Annotated in this window: 13 protein-coding genes; 3 read left to right on the forward strand and 10 right to left on the reverse strand. The window is 59.2% G+C overall.

What is annotated here, in order from left to right; translation table 11 throughout:
• Positions 1 to 21 precede the first annotated feature (21 nt).
• From HUV26_RS12940 to HUV26_RS12970, 7 genes are all read right to left on the reverse strand, one after another.
• The gene (locus HUV26_RS12940) at positions 22 to 381 is read right to left on the reverse strand and encodes a response regulator (RefSeq protein ID WP_174410550.1); all 360 of its coding nucleotides are present in this window, start codon (positions 379 to 381) and stop codon (positions 22 to 24) included.
• A gap of 5 nt (positions 382 to 386) precedes the next feature.
• A complete protein-coding gene (locus HUV26_RS12945; RefSeq protein ID WP_174410551.1) occupies positions 387 to 2,504 on the reverse strand; it encodes an ATP-binding protein in 2,118 nt (705 codons plus the stop codon).
• Positions 2,504 to 3,544: a phosphate/phosphite/phosphonate ABC transporter substrate-binding protein gene (locus HUV26_RS12950; RefSeq protein ID WP_174410552.1), complete on the reverse strand. Its 1,041-nt coding sequence runs from the start codon at positions 3,542 to 3,544 to the stop codon at positions 2,504 to 2,506. Before HUV26_RS12950 ends, HUV26_RS12945 begins: the two co-directional genes overlap by 1 nt.
• Before the next feature lie 17 nt (positions 3,545 to 3,561).
• A complete protein-coding gene (locus HUV26_RS12955; protein WP_174410553.1) occupies positions 3,562 to 4,329 on the reverse strand; it encodes a hypothetical protein in 768 nt (255 codons plus the stop codon).
• Between the two features lie 163 nt (positions 4,330 to 4,492).
• Positions 4,493 to 5,638 (reverse strand): sulfite exporter TauE/SafE family protein, encoded by a 1,146-nt coding sequence (locus tag HUV26_RS12960; RefSeq protein WP_174410554.1) that lies wholly within the window; start codon positions 5,636 to 5,638, stop codon positions 4,493 to 4,495.
• A 456-nt stretch (positions 5,639 to 6,094) separates the two neighbouring features.
• Positions 6,095 to 6,874 (reverse strand): substrate-binding periplasmic protein, encoded by a 780-nt coding sequence (locus HUV26_RS12965; protein ID WP_174410555.1) that lies wholly within the window; start codon positions 6,872 to 6,874, stop codon positions 6,095 to 6,097.
• Positions 6,875 to 6,946: 72 nt separating this feature from the next.
• Positions 6,947 to 9,634: a bifunctional acetate--CoA ligase family protein/GNAT family N-acetyltransferase gene (locus tag HUV26_RS12970; protein ID WP_174410556.1), complete on the reverse strand. Its 2,688-nt coding sequence runs from the start codon at positions 9,632 to 9,634 to the stop codon at positions 6,947 to 6,949.
• A gap of 647 nt (positions 9,635 to 10,281) precedes the next feature.
• Between HUV26_RS12970 and acs the strand changes: the two genes are divergently transcribed.
• The 3 genes from acs (at position 10,282) to HUV26_RS12985 (ending at position 16,172) form a co-directional block, all read left to right on the forward strand.
• The gene (gene acs, locus HUV26_RS12975; RefSeq protein ID WP_174410557.1) at positions 10,282 to 12,267 is read left to right on the forward strand and encodes an acetate--CoA ligase; all 1,986 of its coding nucleotides are present in this window, start codon (positions 10,282 to 10,284) and stop codon (positions 12,265 to 12,267) included.
• A gap of 368 nt (positions 12,268 to 12,635) precedes the next feature.
• A complete protein-coding gene (locus HUV26_RS12980) occupies positions 12,636 to 14,807 on the forward strand; it encodes a methyl-accepting chemotaxis protein (RefSeq protein WP_174410558.1) in 2,172 nt (723 codons plus the stop codon).
• Positions 14,808 to 15,314: 507 nt separating this feature from the next.
• Entirely contained in the window at positions 15,315 to 16,172 is an 858-nt protein-coding gene (locus tag HUV26_RS12985; RefSeq protein ID WP_174410559.1) for a hypothetical protein, read from the forward strand.
• Between the two features lie 331 nt (positions 16,173 to 16,503).
• Here HUV26_RS12985 and HUV26_RS12990 read toward each other — a convergent pair whose 3' ends face one another.
• The 3 genes from HUV26_RS12990 to HUV26_RS13000 form a co-directional block, all read right to left on the reverse strand.
• Positions 16,504 to 16,920, reverse strand: a complete 417-nt coding sequence (locus HUV26_RS12990; protein ID WP_174410560.1) for a YbbN family protein — start codon at positions 16,918 to 16,920, stop codon at positions 16,504 to 16,506.
• A gap of 478 nt (positions 16,921 to 17,398) precedes the next feature.
• Positions 17,399 to 19,654 carry a sigma-54 interaction domain-containing protein gene (locus HUV26_RS12995; protein WP_174410561.1) on the reverse strand — a complete coding sequence of 752 codons (2,256 nt, stop codon included), beginning with the start codon at positions 19,652 to 19,654 and terminating at the stop codon, positions 17,399 to 17,401.
• On the reverse strand, positions 19,651 to 20,913 hold the full coding sequence (locus HUV26_RS13000) for an HDOD domain-containing protein (RefSeq protein WP_174410562.1): 1,263 nt from the start codon (positions 20,911 to 20,913) through the stop codon (positions 19,651 to 19,653). The genes HUV26_RS12995 and HUV26_RS13000 overlap by 4 nt, the downstream gene beginning before the upstream one ends.
• Position 20,914 lies beyond the last annotated feature (1 nt).

Raw genomic sequence — 20,914 nt, forward strand, 5'->3', positions numbered from 1 at the left:
CGCGCCGTAAGCGGCCGGTAGCTACAGTCCCATTACCTCATCAACCTTGTCTTCCAGCTCTTCCTTGTCAATGGGTTTCACGCAATACTCGTTGGCACCCAGCTTCAGCGATTCGCGCGCTGTCTCCAGCGTGGGATACCCGGTGAGCATGATAACCCGTATGTCCGGGCAGCGGCGTTTAAGCTCTTCCAGCACCTGCACCCCTGTCATCTTCCGGAGTTTTATATCCAGAATGGCAAGGTCCGGGCAGGCTGCCCCGGCGTGGTTTATGGCTTCCTCCTCATCGGTGAATACGGTTACAGAGTGCCCTTTGCGTTCCAGAATACGCTTAACCAGCACGCCTGCGTCTATCACATCATCCAGTACCAGAATGGAGGCCATGGGTATTACTCCGTATCGCTTGCGGCCTCTGCAGGCCGGTTTTTGTCTTTGCAGGTTCTGGGTTCGTACCCGTCAGAAGATTCCAGCGGCAGGGTAACGATAAAGGCCGTGCCGGGACCGTGGGTAATGCCCGCCAGCGTTTCTTCGTCAATCATGCCCTGCGGCAGCGGGCTTACGGCCTCAATGGTTCCCTCGTGGTCTTCAATGATGCCGAAGGAGACAGAAAGCCCCAGTCCCGTGCCCTTGCCCACCGGCTTGGTGCTGAAAAAGGGGTCAAAGATTGCCTTCCTGTCCTCTTCCCGTATGCCGCTGCCCGTGTCCATGAATATGGCGGTTATGGTAAAGTTGGCCACATCCAGCCGGGTGACAATCTTGATGATGCCGCCGCACTCCGTGGCTTCCGCCGCGTTGGAGAGCAGGTTTATCCACACCTGTTTCAGCTTTTCCGGGTCGCCGTAGATAACGGGAAACCGGTCATCAAGGTCGGTGATAATTTCCAGATGGTCCAGTTTAAAGGCGTGCCGTATGAGCTGCACCACCTCCATAACGGAGTTGTTGAAGCACATTTCCTTTTTCTCGCTGCTGGTCTGACGTGAAAAACCCAGCAGGTCGGCGACAATCTTGCGGCAGAACTTTGCCTGTTTTTCAATGATGGCAAGGTCTTGATGAATCTGGCTTTCCGGCGGAACATCTTCCTGCAAAAGCTGCGCATAGCCGAGTATGATGCCCAGCGGGGTGTTTACCTCGTGAGCCACGCCGCCTGCCAGTTTGCCCACAGACTCCATTTTCTGTGAGTGGATGAGCTGGTCCTGATAACTCTTCAGGTCCGTGATGTCGCGGGCAGTGGTCAGCACGCCGATAATGCGCTGGCGTTCGTCCAGCACGGGAACGCGCAGAATATGGAACCAGCGGCGCACCCCTGCGGCGGAAACGATAAGCGCCTCTCGGTTCACCGGAGTGCCGTCGCGCAGAATGGCGCGGGTTTCCGCCTGCCGTTCCGGGTCTGTAAGCGGGGAAATAACATCCGTTTCGGCCAGGCCGATGATCTCGTGTTCTTCATTGCCGAAAAACCGGGCAAAGGCCCTGTTCACCGCAAGATAGCGGAAGTTACGGTCTATCAGCGACACCTGGTCGGGGCTTACGGAGAGGATGGTGCGCAGCAGTTCCTGCTGGCGGGTAATGTCTTTCTGTGCCCTTTGCAGGTCCGTTATGTGCTTGCGCAGCGAAAGAGCCATCACATCAAAGGTTTCGGAAAGTTCCTGAATCTCGTCTCCGGCGTTTTCCAGAAACACGGGGCATTCACGGCAGTTGCTCATCTTGCCGGGGTAGTCTTCCGGATTGCAGTTGGCGCACATGGTTCCGGCAAGGTACCAGCAGCGGCGCTCCGTGTCGCCGTAGGCGGGGCAGTCTCTTCCTTGGCACTGCTGAATTTCCCAGCAGTTGCGATGCAGGTGCACGCCGGTGTCCAGTTCCAGATTGCCGCGAACCATTTCTTCCGCATGTTCGCGCAGCTGCCCCAGCCGCAGCGAGATGCGCCGCGCAAACTGGGTGGAGATGAATATGGCCACCAGCAGGGCAATGCCCGCAAGCCCGGCAATAGTCACAATAAGCCCCTGCACCACCTCCTGCGCCTTGGTGTGCGAAAGGCCTATGCGCGCAGTACCCACAGACCTGCCCGCCACCACCACGGGCACGGCAAAGTCGTAGATGCGTTCCCTGCCTGTATCCAGCAGGCGCACGCTTTTGCTCTCTCCGTAGGGAACAAGGTTGGCGGCACGAAGGTCGCTGGGAAATCCGCCCGCAAAGCTGTGCACCAGAATACGGTGCTTATCGTCCAGAAAAAAGGCGTAGAGAATGTCTTCATCCACAGAATGCAGCTCGTCCACCATGTTCTTGAGTACCAGCAGGTCCACGGAGAGCATGGGGTCTGCCGCGCGCAGGGCAAGGTTGTCCGCCAGCACCTGCCCGCGTCGCTTGGATTCCTGAAGCAGCGCGTCAGCCGATATGCGTGTTACAGCCGTTGCCAGCACAATGGACGACAAAACGACAATGAGCGTGATGCCCAGATTGAGCTTGTTGCGGAAGCGCATGCGGGAGAGGCGCAGATACTTGAGCGGCAGCATCACAATGCCTCAGGTTCCGCGCCGGAAATGTCGGGCTTGGGGATGGCGGGGTCTGCAAAGGTTCCTCGCGAAAGGTCGTCGGGCACAGCGTCAGATGTGGAAACCTGCTCATCTGCCGGAAGCGAGAACCGGGTTTTTTCAATAAGCTCCCGCACCGAGTCATAGTCTGTATCACTGGCAGGAAGAATACGGCTTATGCCCGCTGCCGCAAGAATGGGAACATGCACGGGGTTTTCCGGCGAAAGCTTGAAAAGTGCTCTGGCAATGGCGTTAATGGTTTCTTCCGGCAGCCCCCTGCGGGCAGAAAAGAGCCATTCCGGGTAGCCGCGCGTGGTGGCCAGAATACGCAGTTTCTCAAGGTCCACCTTGTCCTTCACAATCTCCAGCGTGCCCTCTCGTATGGAGGCAATGTCGTACTTGCCCGCGTAAACGGCAAGCACAGCCTTTTCCTGCTTGCCGCCGGGGCCGGGCGCAAAGGCTATTTCCGCAAAGTCTTCCTGCCGTATGCCATGATCCAGAAAATGCCCCAGCGCGAACAGGTAGCCGCCTGCGGAGAGCGGGTCCACGGCAATCCAGCGTTTACCCCGGCAGTCGTCCAGCGTGCGGATATCCGGATTGTCAGCGCGGACAATGATCTGCCCCCGAAAGTCCGCACTGCCGGAGGCATCCACAATGCGCGCAAACGCGCGTGCGCCGGATTTGGCCATGCTTACGTAGGTGAACGGGTTGGTGAAGGAAATGTCTATGTCGCCGCGCTCCACCAGCCTGCGGTGCTCCTCAAAGGTGTCGGGAAAGACCTGCCGCATGGAAAGGCCTGTTTCTCTGGCGAGATATTCCACCAGCGGATTGTGCCGCCGGTAGGAAACGGTGTGCGAGTACTGGGGAAGATACGCGTAGGTGATGGAGGGAGTCGGTTCCGGCACGCGCACTTCTTCACGTTTGGACATGTCCACACGCACCACGGCTTCGTCTTCTCCGCAGCCGTACAGAACGGGAAGAGTAAGGAGCATCCAGACAAGCAGGGCGGTAAAGCGGGGCATGGCAAGGCTCCTGCCGGTCAGGCGGTTCCCCCTGCGGATTCGGGCACAGGGGCCATGGCGGTGTTCTTCCTGTCGCGTTTGTCGGTGGCCCCGGCAGATGCCTGTTCATCGGCACACAGGCGGGCTGTCTCCGCAACTGCGGCAGGCGTTTCCGTTCCGGTTTCAGGGTGCGCTGCCCCGTTCGTAACTTCGTTTGTATCGGTCGGTTTCTGGCCGAACAGGTCGCTCCAATGGCGCATGGGTTCTATGGCCTTTGCATCCTCGGTACGCATGCGCGCCACCCTGCGGAGCAGGGGAATATGCTGGCGGATGCGGCTCAGCCCGTAACGGAGCGGAATGTAACACGCAAGCACAACAAATGTGTAGCCCAAAGGCTTGTCAAAATACGGAACGGTGTGAACGGCAATCCCTTCAAACCGGGATTGCAGCCATGCCATGGCAAAGGGCAGCGGAAGGATGGAAACGGAGAACAGCGCTGCCTGAGAGAAGAAATATTTGCCGAAGTAGTCGTTGGCAAATTTGTTGGTGGCCTTGTAGCTGGCTTTGTCCTTGCTGACTATGGCCTCCACGGAAAGGTTGTGCATGTGCACCATCTTGGTGCTGAGCGAGGCGTAGTGCCTGCGGTTGCACAGGTAGACCAGCGAGAGAAAGATTTCGCCCACAAGCAGAATCCACAGGGAGAGAATGGCCGTACCAAGCCAGAAGCCCGCCTCTGCCGGTTCCAGCCAGCGGTAGGGGGCTATGAGAACGGGGTCTACCATCTGAAGCAGGGAAGAGAAATCCATGCGCGCTCCTGTGTGGTCTGCCTGCCGGCGTGTTGTCTGTCCGGCGAGTATCTGGCGGACCTTGTTGCCGGTCCCGCGGACCCAATTTTCTGTCCCGCGGATCAGGGTACCTGTCCGGCGGACCCTGTTACGGGTCCGCCGGACAGGCAAGTGTGGGCTAAGGCTAAGGCAGAATCTTCAGGCCGAAGAGACCCTGCGTGGTGTACTTAATGCCTACGTACATGGCCACCACGATGAACAGGCGTTTCAGCCAGATGTCCGGAATGTACTTGGAAGTGCGGGGACCGATGACGGAACCCACGAAGATACCCACCAGCTCGGCGCCGATGAGGGGCCAGAAGATGGGGGTGTTGGAAACGAACATGAAGGTGAAGATGGAGGTGATCATGCTGATGAGCACCGCCAGAGCGGAGGTGCCTGCCACAAGGTACATGGGCAGACCGGCAACGCTGGTGAGGAAGGGCACGAGCAGGAAGCCGCCGCCAACGCCCAGGAAGGAAGCCAGACCGGCGATGAAGAAGCCGCCGACGAGGGGAATGAGCGGATTGAAGGAGAACTCAACGCCAAAGAAGGTGAACACGCACTTGTTGGGGGCAAAGGAAATAACCTTCACGCCCATGGCTGCGGTATCAACCTTGGAGCCGCTCTTGATAGAGGCTTCAAACGCCTTGGCGGCTTCCTTGGCCTTTTTCTTGGATTCCTGTCCCTTGGGGGTGGTTTCCCAGAACAGGTAGCAGCCGAGGGCAAGCACGAACAGGCCGAAGTAGCCGATATAGGCCTTCAGCGAAATTTTGCCTGCGGTGAGCCAGGGAATAAGCGATGCACCGGCGATGGAGGAAAGGCCAAGTGCCAGTGCCAGCGGCAGCACCAGCCGGCCCATGCGCCAGTAGTTGAAGGAGGAGATGGCGGCGGATGTACCCACCAGCCACTGGTTGGACACGCGGATGGAGTCGGTGACCAGCTTGTTCAGGGTGGGGGAAGTGTCCTTGAAGCTGGAGGCATAGGAGCCGAAGCCGAACACGGTAATGTGGCCCACGCCTGCCATAATGCCGCCGAATGCGCCGATGGTGGAGAATATCCAGCCTACCCACACGGCCCAGGCAAAGCCGAGCAGCAGGTTTACGTTAGGTGCGCCGGGAATGCCCAGAAAGCCCGTGGGAGCTTCGGGGTTAATGTGCCCGGGCTCCGTGCCCACGGGAGCGGAGGCAATGGCTTCCTGCAGGCGCTGCGCCCATGCGGGTTCCATGAACGCAAGCACTGCCATAACAGTGAATGCCAGCATGAGAAGTGATTTTTTCGACTTGAACACGTTGTACTCCTTGCGGTTGCAACCAAGCAGGTTGATTGACTGGGCAGGTGCTCCCAACGCGCGGGAGGTTCCTGCCGTTGGCGCAAATGCTACTTGCTTCCTCTGTACACTGCGCGGGCGGCCTTCCGGCAGCCCGCACCGGGAACGCTGGGCGCCCGGCGAACGGCATTTTCCAGTAAACGCGAGATAGCAGCGGGGCACAGCGGCAGCAAGGAGAACCGACTATGGGAAAACAATCACTTTTTTTCACAAGGAAAGGCCAAAAGAACGCCGCTGTGGCTCGTCAGCTTGTGAAAGCAGTCACAATCAAATTATACAATATGTTAAAATAAAGGGGATTATAATGTTTTGCGCAGGCCGTATGGAAAACGCGCAGCACGGTGTTTCTACGTTTTCCAAGTCGGCGTGGCGGCAACGGCGCGCCGGTTGTTGCCGGTTGCGGTCTGTCGCCGCCTGTTACCGTGCCATAAGCCCGGATTCAAACCGGCTGATTATGGCATCGTAGGAACCGTCACTCTTCATGGCTTCCAGACTGGCCGTCCACTCGTCAATGATTTTGGAGTCCGTGTCACGGGAAAAGGCTATGTACAGTTGCTCGTCGGTCACTTCCAGCACCACTTCCAGCCAGTCCGGAGCCTTGCCCGCGCGTGCGGCAGCAAAGGTGCCCGTGGGCCATGACTGAAACCACAGGTCTATGCGATCTTTGGAGAGCAGGTGTACCATCTGCTCGGGCGCGCCCGGCACAATGTACAGGTTGGTGAAGCCGCGTTGCTGAAGGTACTGCTGTTCAAAATAGTCCTGAAGAACCCCCACCGTCAGGGAACGGGCATCTTCCAGTGAGGCAATATGGACGGGGTGCCCCCGCCGTTTGAACATAACCACGTGCGAGGTGTAGATGGGGCCGACCCAATGGAACAGGTCTTCGCGCTCCGGGGAACGTACGGTGGAAAAAAGGGCCACGTTGGGGGTTGCCAGCGCCTTGGCATAGGCTCTGGACCACGGCAGAACCCGGATGCCCGATGGGGTGTGCGTACGGGTGCGGCGAATGATCTCCCGCACCACCTCGGCGCACACGCCGCGAACCTCTCCCTGTCGGGTGTAATTGAGCGGTGCAAGTTCCTCCGTCAGCACCTGCAGGGAATGAGGCATGCCCTTCTGTCCTGCGAAACCCGGCGGGGCAAGTGCAAGCAGACCGAGCAGCAGCGCAGCCACGTACCGGATTCTCCATATGATCATGCCATTCCCCTTGTCATCTATTCCTGTAAGGAAACTTTGTAAGGTTTGCAAGCAGGCAGGGGAAGGGCCGTGCTATTCGTCATCGTCAATGACCATTTCGAAGTGGTGCACGTCGTCATCAAAGTCCTTGGTCACGGTAAATCCGAGCGAGCGGGCAAGCTCAATCATGCCCTTGTTGTCGCTGAGGGCGGCACCGATGATGCGCTGTGTCCGGCGGCTCTGGAGATACCGGAGAATTTTTTCCATGAGCAGACGTCCAAGGCCCATGCGTTTCAGGTCAGACCGCACGGCAACGGCAAATTCGGCGCTGGTGTTGCCCGCCTGAATCATGGCGCGGGCCACCCCCAGCGTCTTGTACGGGCCGTCCGGTGCCTGCCCCTTGGCGATAAAGGCCATCTCGCGGTCGTAGTCAATCTGGGTAAGCTTGACCATCTCCGCACGGGGCAGGGTGCCCACGTTGCCGAAAAAGCGGAACCGTTTGTCTTCCGGTGACATGTGTTCCAAAAAATCCCAGTGGTCCGGTTCGTCTTCGGGCCGTATGGGCCGCAGGTCCACCTTGGAACCGTCTTTAAGCTGCACGCACTCTTCCAGCTCCTTGGGGTACGGGCGTATGGCCAGTTGCTCCGTGCCGGAGGATGTGGTCCATGCAATGCGGATGTTTGCGTCCAGCGCCACCACGCCCTCTTCATCCGCAAACAGGGGATCAATTTCCAGTTCGAATATTTCCGGAATGTCGATGATCAGCTGGGAAACCTTGACCAGCGTGGAGTGAACGGCGTCCAGATCGGCGGCGGGAATATCGCGGTTGCCCTTGAGCAGGGTGTGGATTCTGGTGCGGGTGATGAGTTCGTGGGCAAGGCTCATGTTCAGGGGAGGCAGAGCCGTCTGCCTGTCCTGCGTGATGGAAGCCAGCGAACCGCCCTGCCCGAAGCGGATAATGGGGCCGAACACAGGGTCTGTGGCGGTTTCCACGGCCAGTTCGCGGGCTCTGGCGCGGCGGGTCATGCGCTGCACAATAAAGCCGGAAATGCGGGCGTCCGGCTGGTCGTGCCGCACGCGGGAGACTATGGCCTCTGCCGCCGCAAGCACATCCTCTTCCGATTCAAGGTCAAGGGCCACCCCGCCCGCCAGCGACTTGCGGTAGATATCCGGCGAGTTCACCTTAAGCACCACGGGAAAGCCAATCTCCTGTGCCGCTGCCGCCGCCTCTGCCGCGTTGGCGGCAATGCGTGTTTCCACAATGGGAATGCCGTAGGCAGAAAGCACGGCGCACGATTCCTGAATGGTGAGCATCTGCCGTTTTTCTTCCAGGGCGGAAACCACAATGCCGCGCACCATAAAGGCGTCCGGGTGGAAGTCATCCGGCAGCGATGCCGGGGCTTCCACAAGCATTTCCTGGTTGCGGCGGTACTGCACTAAGTTCAGAAAGGCGCGCACGGCCTTGTCCGGCGTGAAAAAGGAAGGGAATCCCGCCTCGGTGAATCGTTTCCGCGCCGATTCCGCATCGTCTATGCCCAGCCAGCTGGTGAGCAACAGCTTTTTGGTCTTCTTGCACGCCTTGATAACGTGTTCCGCAATTTCAGAGCTGTCCACCCCCGCCGTGGGCACGTGCATGACCAGAAGGGCGTCCACATCGGTTTCACGCAGCAGGGTGGTCACGGCCTTGGCGTACATCTCGCCGTCCGCGTCGCTGCGCATGATAAGGGGGTTCCAGTAGGACCAGCCGCTGCCAAGTTCATTGTCCAGTGTCTGGCAGGTTTCTTCGGAAAGCTCGGCAAGCTGCCCGCCGCCCTCCAGCAGCATGTCCGTTGCCAGAAAGCCGGGCCCGCCGCCGTTGGTGACTATGCCCAGACGCTCGCCCTTGAGCGGTCGCGCAAGGGCAATGGTCTCCACGGTGTCAAACAGGGTGTCTATGTCGAACACGCGCAGCATGCCCGCCCGGCGGAAGGCGGTGTCATACACATCGTCCGAGCCGAGCAGCATGCCGGAATGGGCTGCGGCGGCTGCCGCACCCGCTTCAGACCGGCCCGCCTTGATAACCAGCACCGGTTTGTTGCGGGCAAGGGCGCGCACGGCAGACATGAACTGGCGGGCATTTTCAATGGTTTCTATGTACAGCAGCACGGCGCGGGTAGAAACATCGTCGTTCAGGTAGTCCAGCACATCTTCAAAGTGGATGTCGTACCTGTCGCCCAGCGAGATAAAATGGGAAAATCCTATGCTCTTGGAGGCAGCCCAGTCCAGTATGGTGGTGAACAGCGCATCGGACTGGGTGACAAAGGCCACCTTGCCGGGCAGGGCGTCTCGCTGTGCCACGCTGGCGTTAACGCCCACCGAGGGATTGATGAAGCCGAGGCAGTTGGGGCCGAGCACCCGCACGCGGTATTTTTTGGCCACGTCGAGCAGTTCCCGCTTCTGCACTTCCAGTTTTTCGCGGTTAAAGCGGAAGTAGCCGCGCGACATGATAATGGCGTTCTGCGTACCCCGTTTGCCAAGCTCTTCTATGTAGCCGGGGATGGTTTCCGGTGGTGAACAGATTATGGCAAGGTCCGCCGTCAGGGGCAGGGTGTCTATGGCGGAGTAGCTGGGAATGCGCATCACGCTGCCCACATGCGGATTCACAGGCAGCACCGGGCCGAGGAACTTGCCCGCCAGCAGGTTCTTCATGATGATGTTGCCGGGCTCTCCCGGCTCATCCGTCGCGCCTATGACCACAACTGAAGTGGGCTTGAACATCAATTCCAGTTTTGACGCGCTCATGTCGCTCCCCGCCGCAAAGGGTTACCAGGCTGTTCGTGTCTGCTGCCTGCCGTCCGTCTTTCCGGCTTCGGACGTTCTGTGGACGTTCTGTCACTGCACTCGCCGCCGTACTTTTGTCATCAGACTCTCTGCTGCCGATGTTGCATATTTTCACGGCTTGGGGCGTGAAGTCAATTTGCATCTGCCCGATTTCGCTGGTTTCCGTCTGCGAAAAGGTGTTTTGGGTTCTGCGCTGCGCATCACTCCTCGCCATTCCTGCATTGCGGGGCAGAATCGCTTCCCGCCGCAGTCTGCACAACGCCGTTTACCGAAGGAGAACCCCTTCGTCTGTCTTTCGTCCTGCTCCCGTCCGGTGTTCGTCTGGTGTTCGTCTGGCACTTGCCCGACATTTTTCAGGCGTCTGAGTGGCGTCCGTCTGGCGTCTGTGTGGCACATGGCTGGCTTTCGCCGGGCATTTTCGACCACTCACCGAAAAGAGCTGGCGCAATGCTTTAAAGCAGGTACGCTGAGGTGTATAGAGAATCAGACATGTCTTCCGCCCCGTACACGGTTTGGGAGCCTTACAGCGAAAGATGTGTAATGTATGATGGTTGCATTGCCTCGCGGGCGAATTCTCCGTGACCGTCCAATAACAAGGAGAGCACAGCATGAGCCAGACACGAATTGAAAGCATGATGGATGAAAAAAGACTTTTCGAGCCGCCTGCGGAGGGCCGGGAAACCGCGTGGGTCAAGTCCATGGAAGAATACGAGGCGCTGTACAAGCGGTCCATGGAAGATAACGAAGGCTTCTGGGCGGAGCGCGCAGGCACGCTTATCGACTGGTTCACGCCGTTCACCAAAGTCCTTGAGGCGGATATGGATACCCCGTCCATAAAATGGTTTCAGGACGGCACGCTGAACGTGGCCTATAACTGCGTGGACAGGCATATTGCCAACGGGCGCAGGAATAAGGCCGCCATCATCTGGCAGGGCGAGCCGGATGAGGACGTGAAGGTCTACACCTATCAGATGCTGTATGATCAGGTCTGCCGTTTCGCCAATGTGCTCAAGGCACAGGGCGTGGGCAAAGGGGACCGTGTGGCCCTGTACATGCCCATGATCCCGGAACTGGCCGTGGCCATGCTGGCGTGCGTACGTATCGGTGCTGTGCACTCCATTGTCTTTGCAGGATTTTCCGCCGTGAGCCTGCAAAACCGCGTTCAGGACTGCGAGGCCAAGGTGCTGGTCACGGCAGACGCCGTGCTCCGTGCCGGGCGCACCATCCCGCTGAAGAAGAATGCGGACGAAGCCCTGCGGGAATGCCCCAGCGTAACCCGTGTGGTCGTGGTCAATCGTGCCAACGCCAACGTGGACTGGGTGGAAGGGCGCGACCTGTGGTGGCATGAGCAGATGAAGGCCCCCGGCATATCCGGTCACTGCCCCTGCGAACCCATGGAGGCGGAAGCCCCCCTCTTCATCCTGTACACCAGCGGCTCCACGGGCAAGCCCAAGGGCGTGGTGCACACCACCGGCGGCTACCTGACCTACACCGCCCACACCACGCAGTGGGTGTTCGACCTCAAAGACAGCGACGTGTACTGGTGCACAGCGGACGTGGGCTGGATTACCGGACACTCCTATATCGTCTACGGCCCGCTGGCCCTTGGCGGCACCACGCTTATGTTCGAAGGGGTACCCAGCTATCCCGGACCGGACAGATTCTGGCAGGTGGTGGAAAAGTTCCGCGTGAACATCTTCTACACCGCCCCCACGGTTATCCGTTCGCTCATGCGTGAAGGGTCTGAATGGACCCGCAAGCACGATCTTTCCAGCCTGCGGCTGCTGGGGTCCGTGGGCGAGCCCATCAATCCCGAGGCGTGGATGTGGTATCACGAACACATCGGCGGCAGCGCGCTGCCCATAGTGGATACGTGGTGGCAGACAGAGACGGGCGGCATCATGATTTCCGCACTGCCTTTTGCCACGCCGCTCAAGCCCGGTTCCGCCACTCGCCCTCTGCCCGGTGTGGACGCACGCATCGTCCGGCCGGACGGAACGGACGCGCAGCCCAACGAGGGCGGGCACCTGATTATCCGCAAGCCGTGGCCCGGCATGCTGCGCGGTGTGTTCGGCGACCCTGCGCGCTACAAGAGCACGTATTTTGAACGGTTCCCCGGTGCCTACGAGGCTGGAGACGGCGCGCGGGTGGACAGCGACGGCTATTTCTGGATCATGGGCCGGCTGGACGACGTTATCAACGTTTCCGGGCACCGCATGGGCACGGCGGAAATCGAATCCGCCCTTGTGTCCCATCCCTCAGTGGCAGAAGCCGCCGTGGTGGGTATGCCCCACGCCATAAAGGGTGAGGCCATATACGCGTACGTTACGCTTTCTGCCGATGTGGAAGAAACGGAAGAACTGCGCGCCGAGTTGCGCACATGGGTGCGCAAGGAGATAGGCCCCATTGCCTCGCCGGAAGTGCTGCAGTTTGCGGACGGTCTGCCCAAGACCCGCAGCGGCAAGATTATGCGGCGGATTCTGCGCAAGATTGCGGGCGGCTCTACCAGCGATTTTGGTGATACCTCCACTCTTGCCGACCCCGGCGTTATAGCTGACCTTATTGAAGGCAGGGTGGATCTGACAGGAAGATAACCGGAGCGATAGCCCGAGACGCTGTAGTAAGAATCTCTGTTAGTATCGTGATTATCTGTGCGGCCTGCCTATGCGGGCCGCATTTTTATTTGCGTGCATCCCGGCAAAAATGGCAAGAAAACGACTCGGGGCTGCGGTAATTTCTCCCGAAAAGAAAGAGCAAGGTGTTCTTGCTAATTGAAGTTCGTTTTCATTAACGCTATGCCATTTCGGAATACACGGTTTCAAGACAACTGGATGCGTGTCGTTTTTCTCCCGCCACAGGGTGTAGAACAGGGGGTTTTATGCAGGAAGGCGCGGGGAATACCATCGCAATGTTAGCGGTAATGCAAGATATGACGTCCGGTATGGCAACAAGGGAGTGAGACATGAAGTTGCGGACAAAAATGACAGGGTTTCAGGCCATCGCCACGGTAGTGATCGTATCCGTGCTGAGTGCGGTGTTCATCATGGAATTGATATCGTACAGCAGCGCAGAATCGGAAAAGTACCGCACCGAGGCCATGCAGAAGGAAGAAGAAAGACTGCGGGATTACGTGAACATGGCTGTCGGTTCTGTGGAAGCGTATCTTCAGCGTTCCAAGGACGTGGAGGCGCTGAAGCAGGAAAAGATGGCGGACCTGAAAACCGTGGTGGACGCCCTGTCATCGCAGATAGCAGGACTGCGCGAAAGCAGACCGGATATGGACGAGGCCCGTTTCGGTGCGGAAGTGGCGGCTCTTGTGGCCGCCGTTCGTTTTGACGGCGACAACTACCTGTGGATTAACGACATGACGCCCCGGATGGTCATGCACCCCGTTGATGCCTCCATGAACGGAAAAGACCTTTCCGGCGTTCGCGATTCCAAAGGCAACCAGCTGTTTATGGATATGGTGCGCATGTGCCGCGAACACGGCGAGGGTATGGTTTCCTACTACTGGGCCAAGCCGGGGGAACGGGAAGAAACGCTTAAGATTTCCTACGTGCGGCTCATCCCGGGGCTTAACTGGATTATCGGTACCGGCGCATGGATAGAGGATATCACGCAGGAGATGCAGCAACGCGCCATGGAGCAGGTTGCCCGCATGCGCCTTGGTGACGGGAACTATTTTTGGATAAACGACACTGCGGGCGTTATGCTCAGCCATCCCAACGGCGCGCTCGTGGGTACGAACATGATGGAAACCCGTGATAAGAACGGCAAGCCCTATTTCCGGGAGATAGTTACCACCGCCGGTGCGCGGGGAGAGGCCGTGGTGGATTACGTCTGGCCCAAGGATGGGTCCGACAGGCCGGAACCCAAGCTGTCCTATGTACGCCTTGTGCCTGAATGGAACTGGATGGTGGGCATGGGTATTTATGTGGACGGCGTGGAATCGGCCATTGCCGCGCGGCAAAAGGCCACGGACGAAACGGTTTCCGGTGTGGTGCGTCTTGTCGCTCTGCTTTCGGCCGTCATTCTGGCCGTGGTGCTGGGCATCAGCTTCCTGTTCACGCGCTCCATTACCAACACCCTGGGCGGCGAACCGGATGAAATGGCAGACATAGCCTCCACGGTTTCACGCGGTGATCTGACCTTTGCCTTCGGTGACCGGTTGGCGCAGGGGGTTTTTGCCTCGCTCAAGGAGATGGTGGGAAGGCTTATCGGCGTGGTGCGGGAAATTCAGGCCGCAACCGAGCAGGTGGCTGCAGGGGCAGAGGAATTGGCTTCTTCGTCCGAAAATATGTCGCAGGGTGCCACCATGCAGGCTGCTTCCGTGGAAGAGGTTTCCGCTTCCATGACCCAGATGCTGGCCGGAGTGCGCCAGAACGCAGAAAATGCGCGAACAACCGAGTCGCTTGTCACCAAAGCCGCCCAAGATACGCGCCAGTCCAGCGACGCATTGCGCCGCACTGTGGAAGTGATGCATCAGATTGCGGACAAGATTGGCTTTATTGAAGAGATTGCCCGGCAGACAAACCTGCTTGCCCTGAATGCCGCCATTGAGGCCGCCCGGGCGGGTGAGCACGGCAAGGGCTTTGCCGTGGTGGCTGCAGAGGTGCGCAAGCTGGCAGAGCGTTCGCGTGAGGCGGCGGGCGAGATAACCGAGCTTACCGGTTCCAGCGTTTCCGTGGCGGAAGAGGCAGGCAAAATGCTTGCCGCCGTGGTTCCGGATATTCAGCAGACGGCTGATATGGTCCGCGAAATTGCCGCCGCCTGCGCTGAGCAGGAATCCGGCGTGGGACAGATTAACTCGGCCGTGGCACAACTGGATACAGTTATTCAGCAGAACGCTTCTGCATCTGAGGAGCTTGCCTCCACGGCGGAAGAGTTTTCCGCGCAGGCAGTGCAACTGCAGCAATCCATAGCCTTTTTTACCCTTAACGGCAGGGCGGGCGCGGAGCGCAGAGGGGCGGGACATGCCCGCACAGGCGCACGCGGGGCCGCTGCTTCCGGGCGGAAGATTGGGCATAAGCAGGGCGCAGGAGCCTTGCCGCAAGGCACGGCAGGAAAGGGCGCACCCGCAAAAGGGGTGCAGCTTGCCCTGACCGATGAAGACGGAGAGTTTGAGCGGTTCTAGAACCGTCAGACCATTCCGCGGATACGAAGTCCGGCGCGGTTTTTCTGCGCCGGACTTTTATTGTCTCAGAAGCATGCCGAAGAGCAGGGGGAACCGTGAAAAAGCAATTGTCTGCCATACAAAGGCGCGTTGTTGCGTGTTGTGGCACACGGCAGGCCTCTGCGCCGCGCTAGCGGCCACTGACGGGGGCAGTTTCCGCACGCAAAAGGCAGCCGGTTAGAGCGAGTCTGCTGGCGGAGTGGTTCCCCGAAGAACTACAAATACTTTGACTGATATTCATGGACATGTAATTAATAGGCAAACAACTGGCGCGGTATGCGCCACAAACAAGCCAGGAGGCTGTGATGTTCAGCAAGCTACTTTCCGCCCATCAGGCAACGTGTAAGAGCCATGGTCGCCCCGCCGACAAACGCTGGGAAAAACCATTTGAACGGAGTGTGACGGTAGTAAATGGTTGGCGCCACAAGTTCGTCAGTTTCTTCAGAGACCCCTACCCCGGAGGTTGGCATGAACGACAGTCTTAGTCGCAGATCCACGCCCCGCTTCCCCGACGATGTCCTGATTTCTTTGGCAGTTTCGTGCCTATCGGTTTTCTCTCCCAACACACCGCTTGTGGCGATGCCCATTCCGGTCAAAGATGCATCCGCCTCAGTGTGCCACGCAGGATTCAATCCCGCCATTCCGTGCCCCTATTCCCGTCCTCGTTCGTTGCCCCGCAGGTCACTATCCCATGCCGTACTGGTGTGGGTCCTCATCTTCGCCATCCCCATGGCGCTATTCATTCAAGCGCTCGCCAGGTTCTCTCCGCCTGAGCGAGGCGTGACATCATCGTCCGTTTCGGTGCGAGGAACGGTCAATCACGAGCCGGTCCGGACGGTGCCTCAGGCCCCGCAGGTGCAGGGCATGGGTTTCCGCTCCAAGACGGCTCCCGCATACTTTGAGAAAACCGTCTTTCGCCTGAGCCCGGAGCAGGTTATGGTGCTGCGCGACAGTTTTGATGATGAATTGGCAAAGCTTAAGGCTCGGGGCTTGCGGAGTGAAGATGTCCTGCATCTCCACGTAGAAGGTTCGGCAAACTACGTGTCGGCTCCCGATGCCATAGTGGCAGAGTATGATGGCCCTGCAATCAGTGGAGTGAACGTTCTGCATGCAGACGGCAGCAAGCGGGTTCACAGTTATGCGGTGGGCGCAAAGTTGACAAATATCGATCTGGCCGTGTTGCGCGCTCATGCTGCATACCAGGCTGTGCAGAACATGCTGCCCCTTGGAATGAAGGTAGGGGTAAGCTACTCTGCGCGTGAATTTGCGACGGAGAATCCTGAACTGCGCATGGCCCAAGTGACAATATCCGCCCGCAGCGAGTAGGGCAAAGGCGTTTGCGGAACTGCTGCGCAGGTCGGGTGCGTGGTCTGCGCACGCGTGGTATAACGGCAAAACCCCGACTCCGCCTGAGGTGGCGGGGTCGGGGTTTACGGCATTCCCAAGGAATCCCGCAGGGTGCAGATGTGTGTGTTGTCTCGTGTCCGGTTGCCTGAGCACCGCTGCATCAGGCACATTCTGCATGTTCCCCGCCGGAAGCACCCTGCGTTCCGGAGAGGGGAAGCTATCCCCCCCCTGCTACGTCACCGGAGCATCCCCATGCTCCCGGCGCGTTTTCCCCCGTGCACGGACGGTTACCCGTTCCGTGCGGTGCGGTTCACTGCCGTTTCCAGAAGCGGAGTCTGTCGGACAGGCACGGTACGGGATTGACCATGCTGTTCAGTTGCCCGTGCTCCGGGTCAAGCTGGTCCAGTTCGCTGTAATCATCGACGAGCATGATGTTCATGAGATTCAGAGCATCTGCGTAGCCGAGGAATCTGGTCTTCTCTTCCCCCAAATAGAAGAGAATGTACGACGGTGTTCCCGCGATGGCGTATGTCCTGGAGAACTCGGAGTAGTATTCCGGGTCCATCAGGCAGACCGTGAATTTGTGCCGGAAGGTTTCTGCAACCTTGCGGAGGACTTCCATCTGTTCTTGATGCAGGGCATCGCTCTCAATACAGCCAGCAAGTACCGGGCGTGTTTCCTGCCTGAGCAACCGGGCGAATTCTGTAGGTGAATAGGTAGTCAACATGGCTGTATCCTCTGTTGCTGTTCTGTCTTTGTATTAGCAACAGCGATGCCATGCATAAATAATCCAATAAGATCAATATATTAATCGCGATTCTCTGTGCGGATGCGTGGTGGAAAGGAAGAATGGCGGTGTCTCATGAGACAGTGCTGTGTCTCATATGTCTCAATAATGTCTCATGAGGTGTCTTGAGACATGTTGGGTCGGCAGCGTCTTCTGGCGGGAGGGGAGGGGGCGCCACTGCGGCCTGCTGCGCAGGTTTCGTGCTGCGGGAACACGATGCGGTCGGGGCTGGCCGATGGCAGACCGATGGCAGACCGATGGCAGACAGATGGCAGACCGATGGCAGACAGATGGCAGACTGGTGGCTGGCTGGCGATAGGCAAACGACTGCAATAGATTGCCGGGCGACCGGCGGCGCCTTGTGGCACCGGTGACGATTGGTAGTGACTGGCGGGCGCGGGAAAGAGGCGGGTGGCGGTCAGTAATCCAGTCCCAGTTCGCGCATTTTGCGATAGAGCGTGGCCCGCCCTATGCCCAGCAGGCGGGCGGCATGCGCCTTGTTGCCATGAGCAGCCCGAATGGCGTTGGCTATGTCCTGTGCGGAGAGGTCATGAAAGGCGGGGCGGCGGCCAGAATGAGACAGGTAAGGCGGATGGGACAAGCCAAGCGAATGAGGCAGGTTGTGTAAGCCGGCCATATACTCCTGTTCCGCCGGATACGCCTGCTTGGCAGAAGGGGAAAGGTGCGGAGAGTCCGGTTGCAAAGGCTGCGTCCTGCCGTTCATCGGCCCGTGATGTGGTGCGGAAGACTCTCCCGTAAAAGAAGGCGGCGCAGCGGATGGAAAGGCAGGAGAGAGGGGGGCATATCCATGGTTGCCCGGTGCCTGAAGGAACGGCGGATGCGGCATCAGTTGCGCACCCTCGTTACCGGACGCGGCAGTCAGGATTTCCGGCGTGAGGTGTTCCATGCCTATGGTGCCTGTCCGGCACAGAATGCAGGCATGCTCCACAGCATGTTTCAGTTCGCGTACGTTGCCCGACCACGGATGCCGCATGAAAAAATGCATGGCGTCATCAGAAACGCCCTCAATCTCGGTTTTCAAAGTCCGGTTAAAGTACTCCGTAAAGTGGCTGATGAGCAGGGGAATGTCATCCCGCCGCTCCCGCAGCGGCGGCAGGTGCACATGCATCACGTTCAGGCGGTAGTAGAGGTCAGCCCGGAAGCTGCCTTCGCGGACCTTGCGGAGCAGGTCGGCATTGGTGGCAGCCACAATGCGCACATCGGCCTTGCGTGTGGCCGTGTCGCCCACACGTTCAAACTCCTTGGATTCCAGAAAACGCAGCAGCAGCACCTGAATGCGCAAAGAAATGTCGCCTATCTCGTCCAGAAAAATGGTGCCGCCTTCCGCAGCCTCGAAACGCCCTGCGCGGTTGCTGACCGCGCCGGTAAACGCGCCGCGCACATGGCCGAAGAGCTCGCTTTCCAGCAGGCTTTCCGACAGGGCGGTGCAGTTAACCTTTACCAGCGGGCCTGCGGCACGCGGCCCGTTATGGTGCAGGGCGTCTGCCACCAGTTCTTTTCCGGTGCCGGATTCACCCGTAACCAGCACGGTGGTATCCACCTCTGCCAGATTTTCCAGCAGGGTGTAGAGTTGCTGCATGCGCGCGCTTTTGCCCACTATGCTGCGGAAGGAGTGGCGTTCTTTGAGCTGGCGTTCCAGCGAGGCAAGCCGGGTTATGTCGCGGATGAGCAGCACCGCCCCGTCCATGGTGCCGCCTGCGGAAACCAGCGGTGAACAGCTGAGCACCAGCGCCTTGTCCATGCCCTCGTGCCGGTATTGGGTACGAAATTCGCGTACAGTCTGGCCTTGGTCAATGGTGCTGGCAAAGACTTGCAGGCAGGCGGCGGTGGCGTGGCGACATATTTCATGGAACGGCCTGCCCGCCACAAATTCGGCTCCGGCACCGAAAAAAGCCTCTCCCGCCCTGTTCACGCTGAGGATACGGCGCTGCCGGTCCACGGTGATAAGCGGGTCCTGCATGGAGGAGAACACGGCTTCCAGATTCTGCCGGTAATGTTCCTTTTCCGCCAGCGTGCTGCGCAACCGGGTATTGGAGTCGGTAAGTTCCCGGGTGCGCTCCGCCACTTGCTCCTCAAGGGTGGTGTTAACCTGCTCCAGATGGCGGTAGAGGCGGAAGTTCTCCAGCAGGGTGGCGGAAGCAAAAAGTGCCACCGTGATAAGGTAGTGGCTTATGTCCGCCATGTCGCCGCGTTCTCCCGGTTCGTTGCCGAGAATGCCCGCAAACATGCCCAGCGGGCCGGATGCGGTGGAAAGGGGGTGCAGCAGCATTTTCCCCATCTGGGTCGTGACCACCGAGGGCTTGTTTCTGCCCAGAGCCCACGCGAAGGTGCGGTCTTCTATGAGCAGGGCTGTCTCCCGCCGGAAGGATTCGCGCATGTCGGGGTGGGAGCACCATGCAATGTCGAACTCGAAGGTCGCCTCATCCGCCAGCAGCATGCAGATGCCGGAAAAGTCCATGAGGGCAGAAAGCTTGGCGGCGGTTTGCGAGAGAATGGACGTTTCGTTTTCCAGTTCGTTCAGGCTGTTGCCGAACTGGCCCATGGAGGCGGCCAGCTCCAGCGCGCGCAGCGTGGCGCGGCGTTCTTCCGTGAGGGCAAAGTGGTGTTCGTGCTGGCTGGGTTCGCCGCCTGCGCCGTGTTCCTGTGCGCTCACGCGAGGCCCCCCGCAAAGAAAACATGTATCATCTCAGACATCTGCCGATGGTGCTGAATGAGCATGGGTTCCAGCGCGCTGGGCGGCAGCCCCACGGCATCCAGCACCTGCGGGGAGATTTTGGGGGCGTAAAAGGCACTGTAGTCGTTTGACCGGAGCCCCAGAGCCAGCATGTCCGCCAGATGGATGATAGCTGCATCCAGCAGGGGCTGGTTTTTTTGCGGCGAGTGATGGTTGCGCACCATGTGGGCAAGGGTTTGCGGAATGCTCCACGCCTTGAGCAGCAGCCCGCCCACCTCGGCATGGTCGAACCCGTAAGTGTGGCGCTCCGCCTCTTCCAGCGGCACCTTGTTGTCGCGGGAGTGAAGCAGGGCGCAGCACTGCGCCTTGGGCGTGCAGCGCAGCATGAGCAGCATGCCAATGTCGTGCAGCAGCCCGCCCACGAAAAACCGCTCTTCGGAAAGCCCCGGAATGTGCCCCGCAATGAGCCGGGCAAGCACGCCGCAGGAGATGGAGTGTTCCCAGAAATGGCGCATGTTCAGCACGTCGGAAGGCACGCTGCCGAAGATGTTCACGGCAGAAATGCCCAGTGCCAGCGTGGTCAGTTCGTTGGCACCCAGAATGGTGATGGCGCGCTCCACGGTGTCTATGCGGGCAGGGAACCCGTAGAAGGGGCTGTTTACCAGACGCAGTATCTTGGCGGTGAGTCCCGTATCGCGGCTGACTATTTCGCCCAGCCTGCGTGCGGAGCAGGCGGGAGACTGCATCTCGCGCAGAATGTGCGTATAGACGTGGGGAAACGAGAGCAGCTTGACCTCGGTCGCCACCAGCATGCGGGCGGATTCGGGGCGTCGCTCGGTATTCCGGTCGGCGCATTGGGTGCGCAGTTCGTCCAGTTGTGAGGAGAGCATGGGAGAAAAGGTGCCCTGCTGTATGCGCATCGCGGTGCGCAGAACACACAGGCGGTGGAATTCTTCCATGAACTCGTTCCCCGTGTGAGTTCCCCGGAAGCAGTCATCCACCACGCCCCGTGCGGCCTCCAGCATCTGGGGCGGTATTTCCGGTCCGGGCTGGTCGGCAAGGTCCTTGCGCGAAACCCCCTCAATTTCTGCCTCGGTCACGCCCCACGCTTTCATGGCGGTTATCTGGCGGTCTTCCAGCACGGTTCCAGCGGGAAAAAGCTTGCGGTTGCGCATGCCGAATACATCGGATTGCAGCCGCATGCCCGGTCGCAGTTCGTCTATATGCAGTTTTCCCACC

Origin of the sequence: Desulfovibrio psychrotolerans (assembly GCF_013340305.1) — a bacterium.
In the GTDB taxonomy this organism is placed as follows: Bacteria; Desulfobacterota; Desulfovibrionia; order Desulfovibrionales; family Desulfovibrionaceae; genus Halodesulfovibrio; species Halodesulfovibrio psychrotolerans.

Coding starts and splice junctions, on each gene's coding strand:
- HUV26_RS12940 (WP_174410550.1), bottom strand. CDS start 381: ATGGCCTCCATTCTGGTACTGGATGATGTGATAGACGCAGGCGTGCTG.
- HUV26_RS12945 (WP_174410551.1), bottom strand. CDS start 2,504: ATGCTGCCGCTCAAGTATCTGCGCCTCTCCCGCATGCGCTTCCGCAAC.
- HUV26_RS12950 (WP_174410552.1), bottom strand. CDS start 3,544: ATGCCCCGCTTTACCGCCCTGCTTGTCTGGATGCTCCTTACTCTTCCC.
- HUV26_RS12955 (WP_174410553.1), bottom strand. CDS start 4,329: ATGGATTTCTCTTCCCTGCTTCAGATGGTAGACCCCGTTCTCATAGCC.
- HUV26_RS12965 (WP_174410555.1), bottom strand. CDS start 6,874: ATGATCATATGGAGAATCCGGTACGTGGCTGCGCTGCTGCTCGGTCTG.
- HUV26_RS12970 (WP_174410556.1), bottom strand. CDS start 9,634: ATGAGCGCGTCAAAACTGGAATTGATGTTCAAGCCCACTTCAGTTGTG.
- acs (WP_174410557.1), top strand. CDS start 10,282: ATGAGCCAGACACGAATTGAAAGCATGATGGATGAAAAAAGACTTTTC.
- HUV26_RS12980 (WP_174410558.1), top strand. CDS start 12,636: ATGAAGTTGCGGACAAAAATGACAGGGTTTCAGGCCATCGCCACGGTA.
- HUV26_RS12985 (WP_174410559.1), top strand. CDS start 15,315: ATGAACGACAGTCTTAGTCGCAGATCCACGCCCCGCTTCCCCGACGAT.
- HUV26_RS12990 (WP_174410560.1), bottom strand. CDS start 16,920: ATGTTGACTACCTATTCACCTACAGAATTCGCCCGGTTGCTCAGGCAG.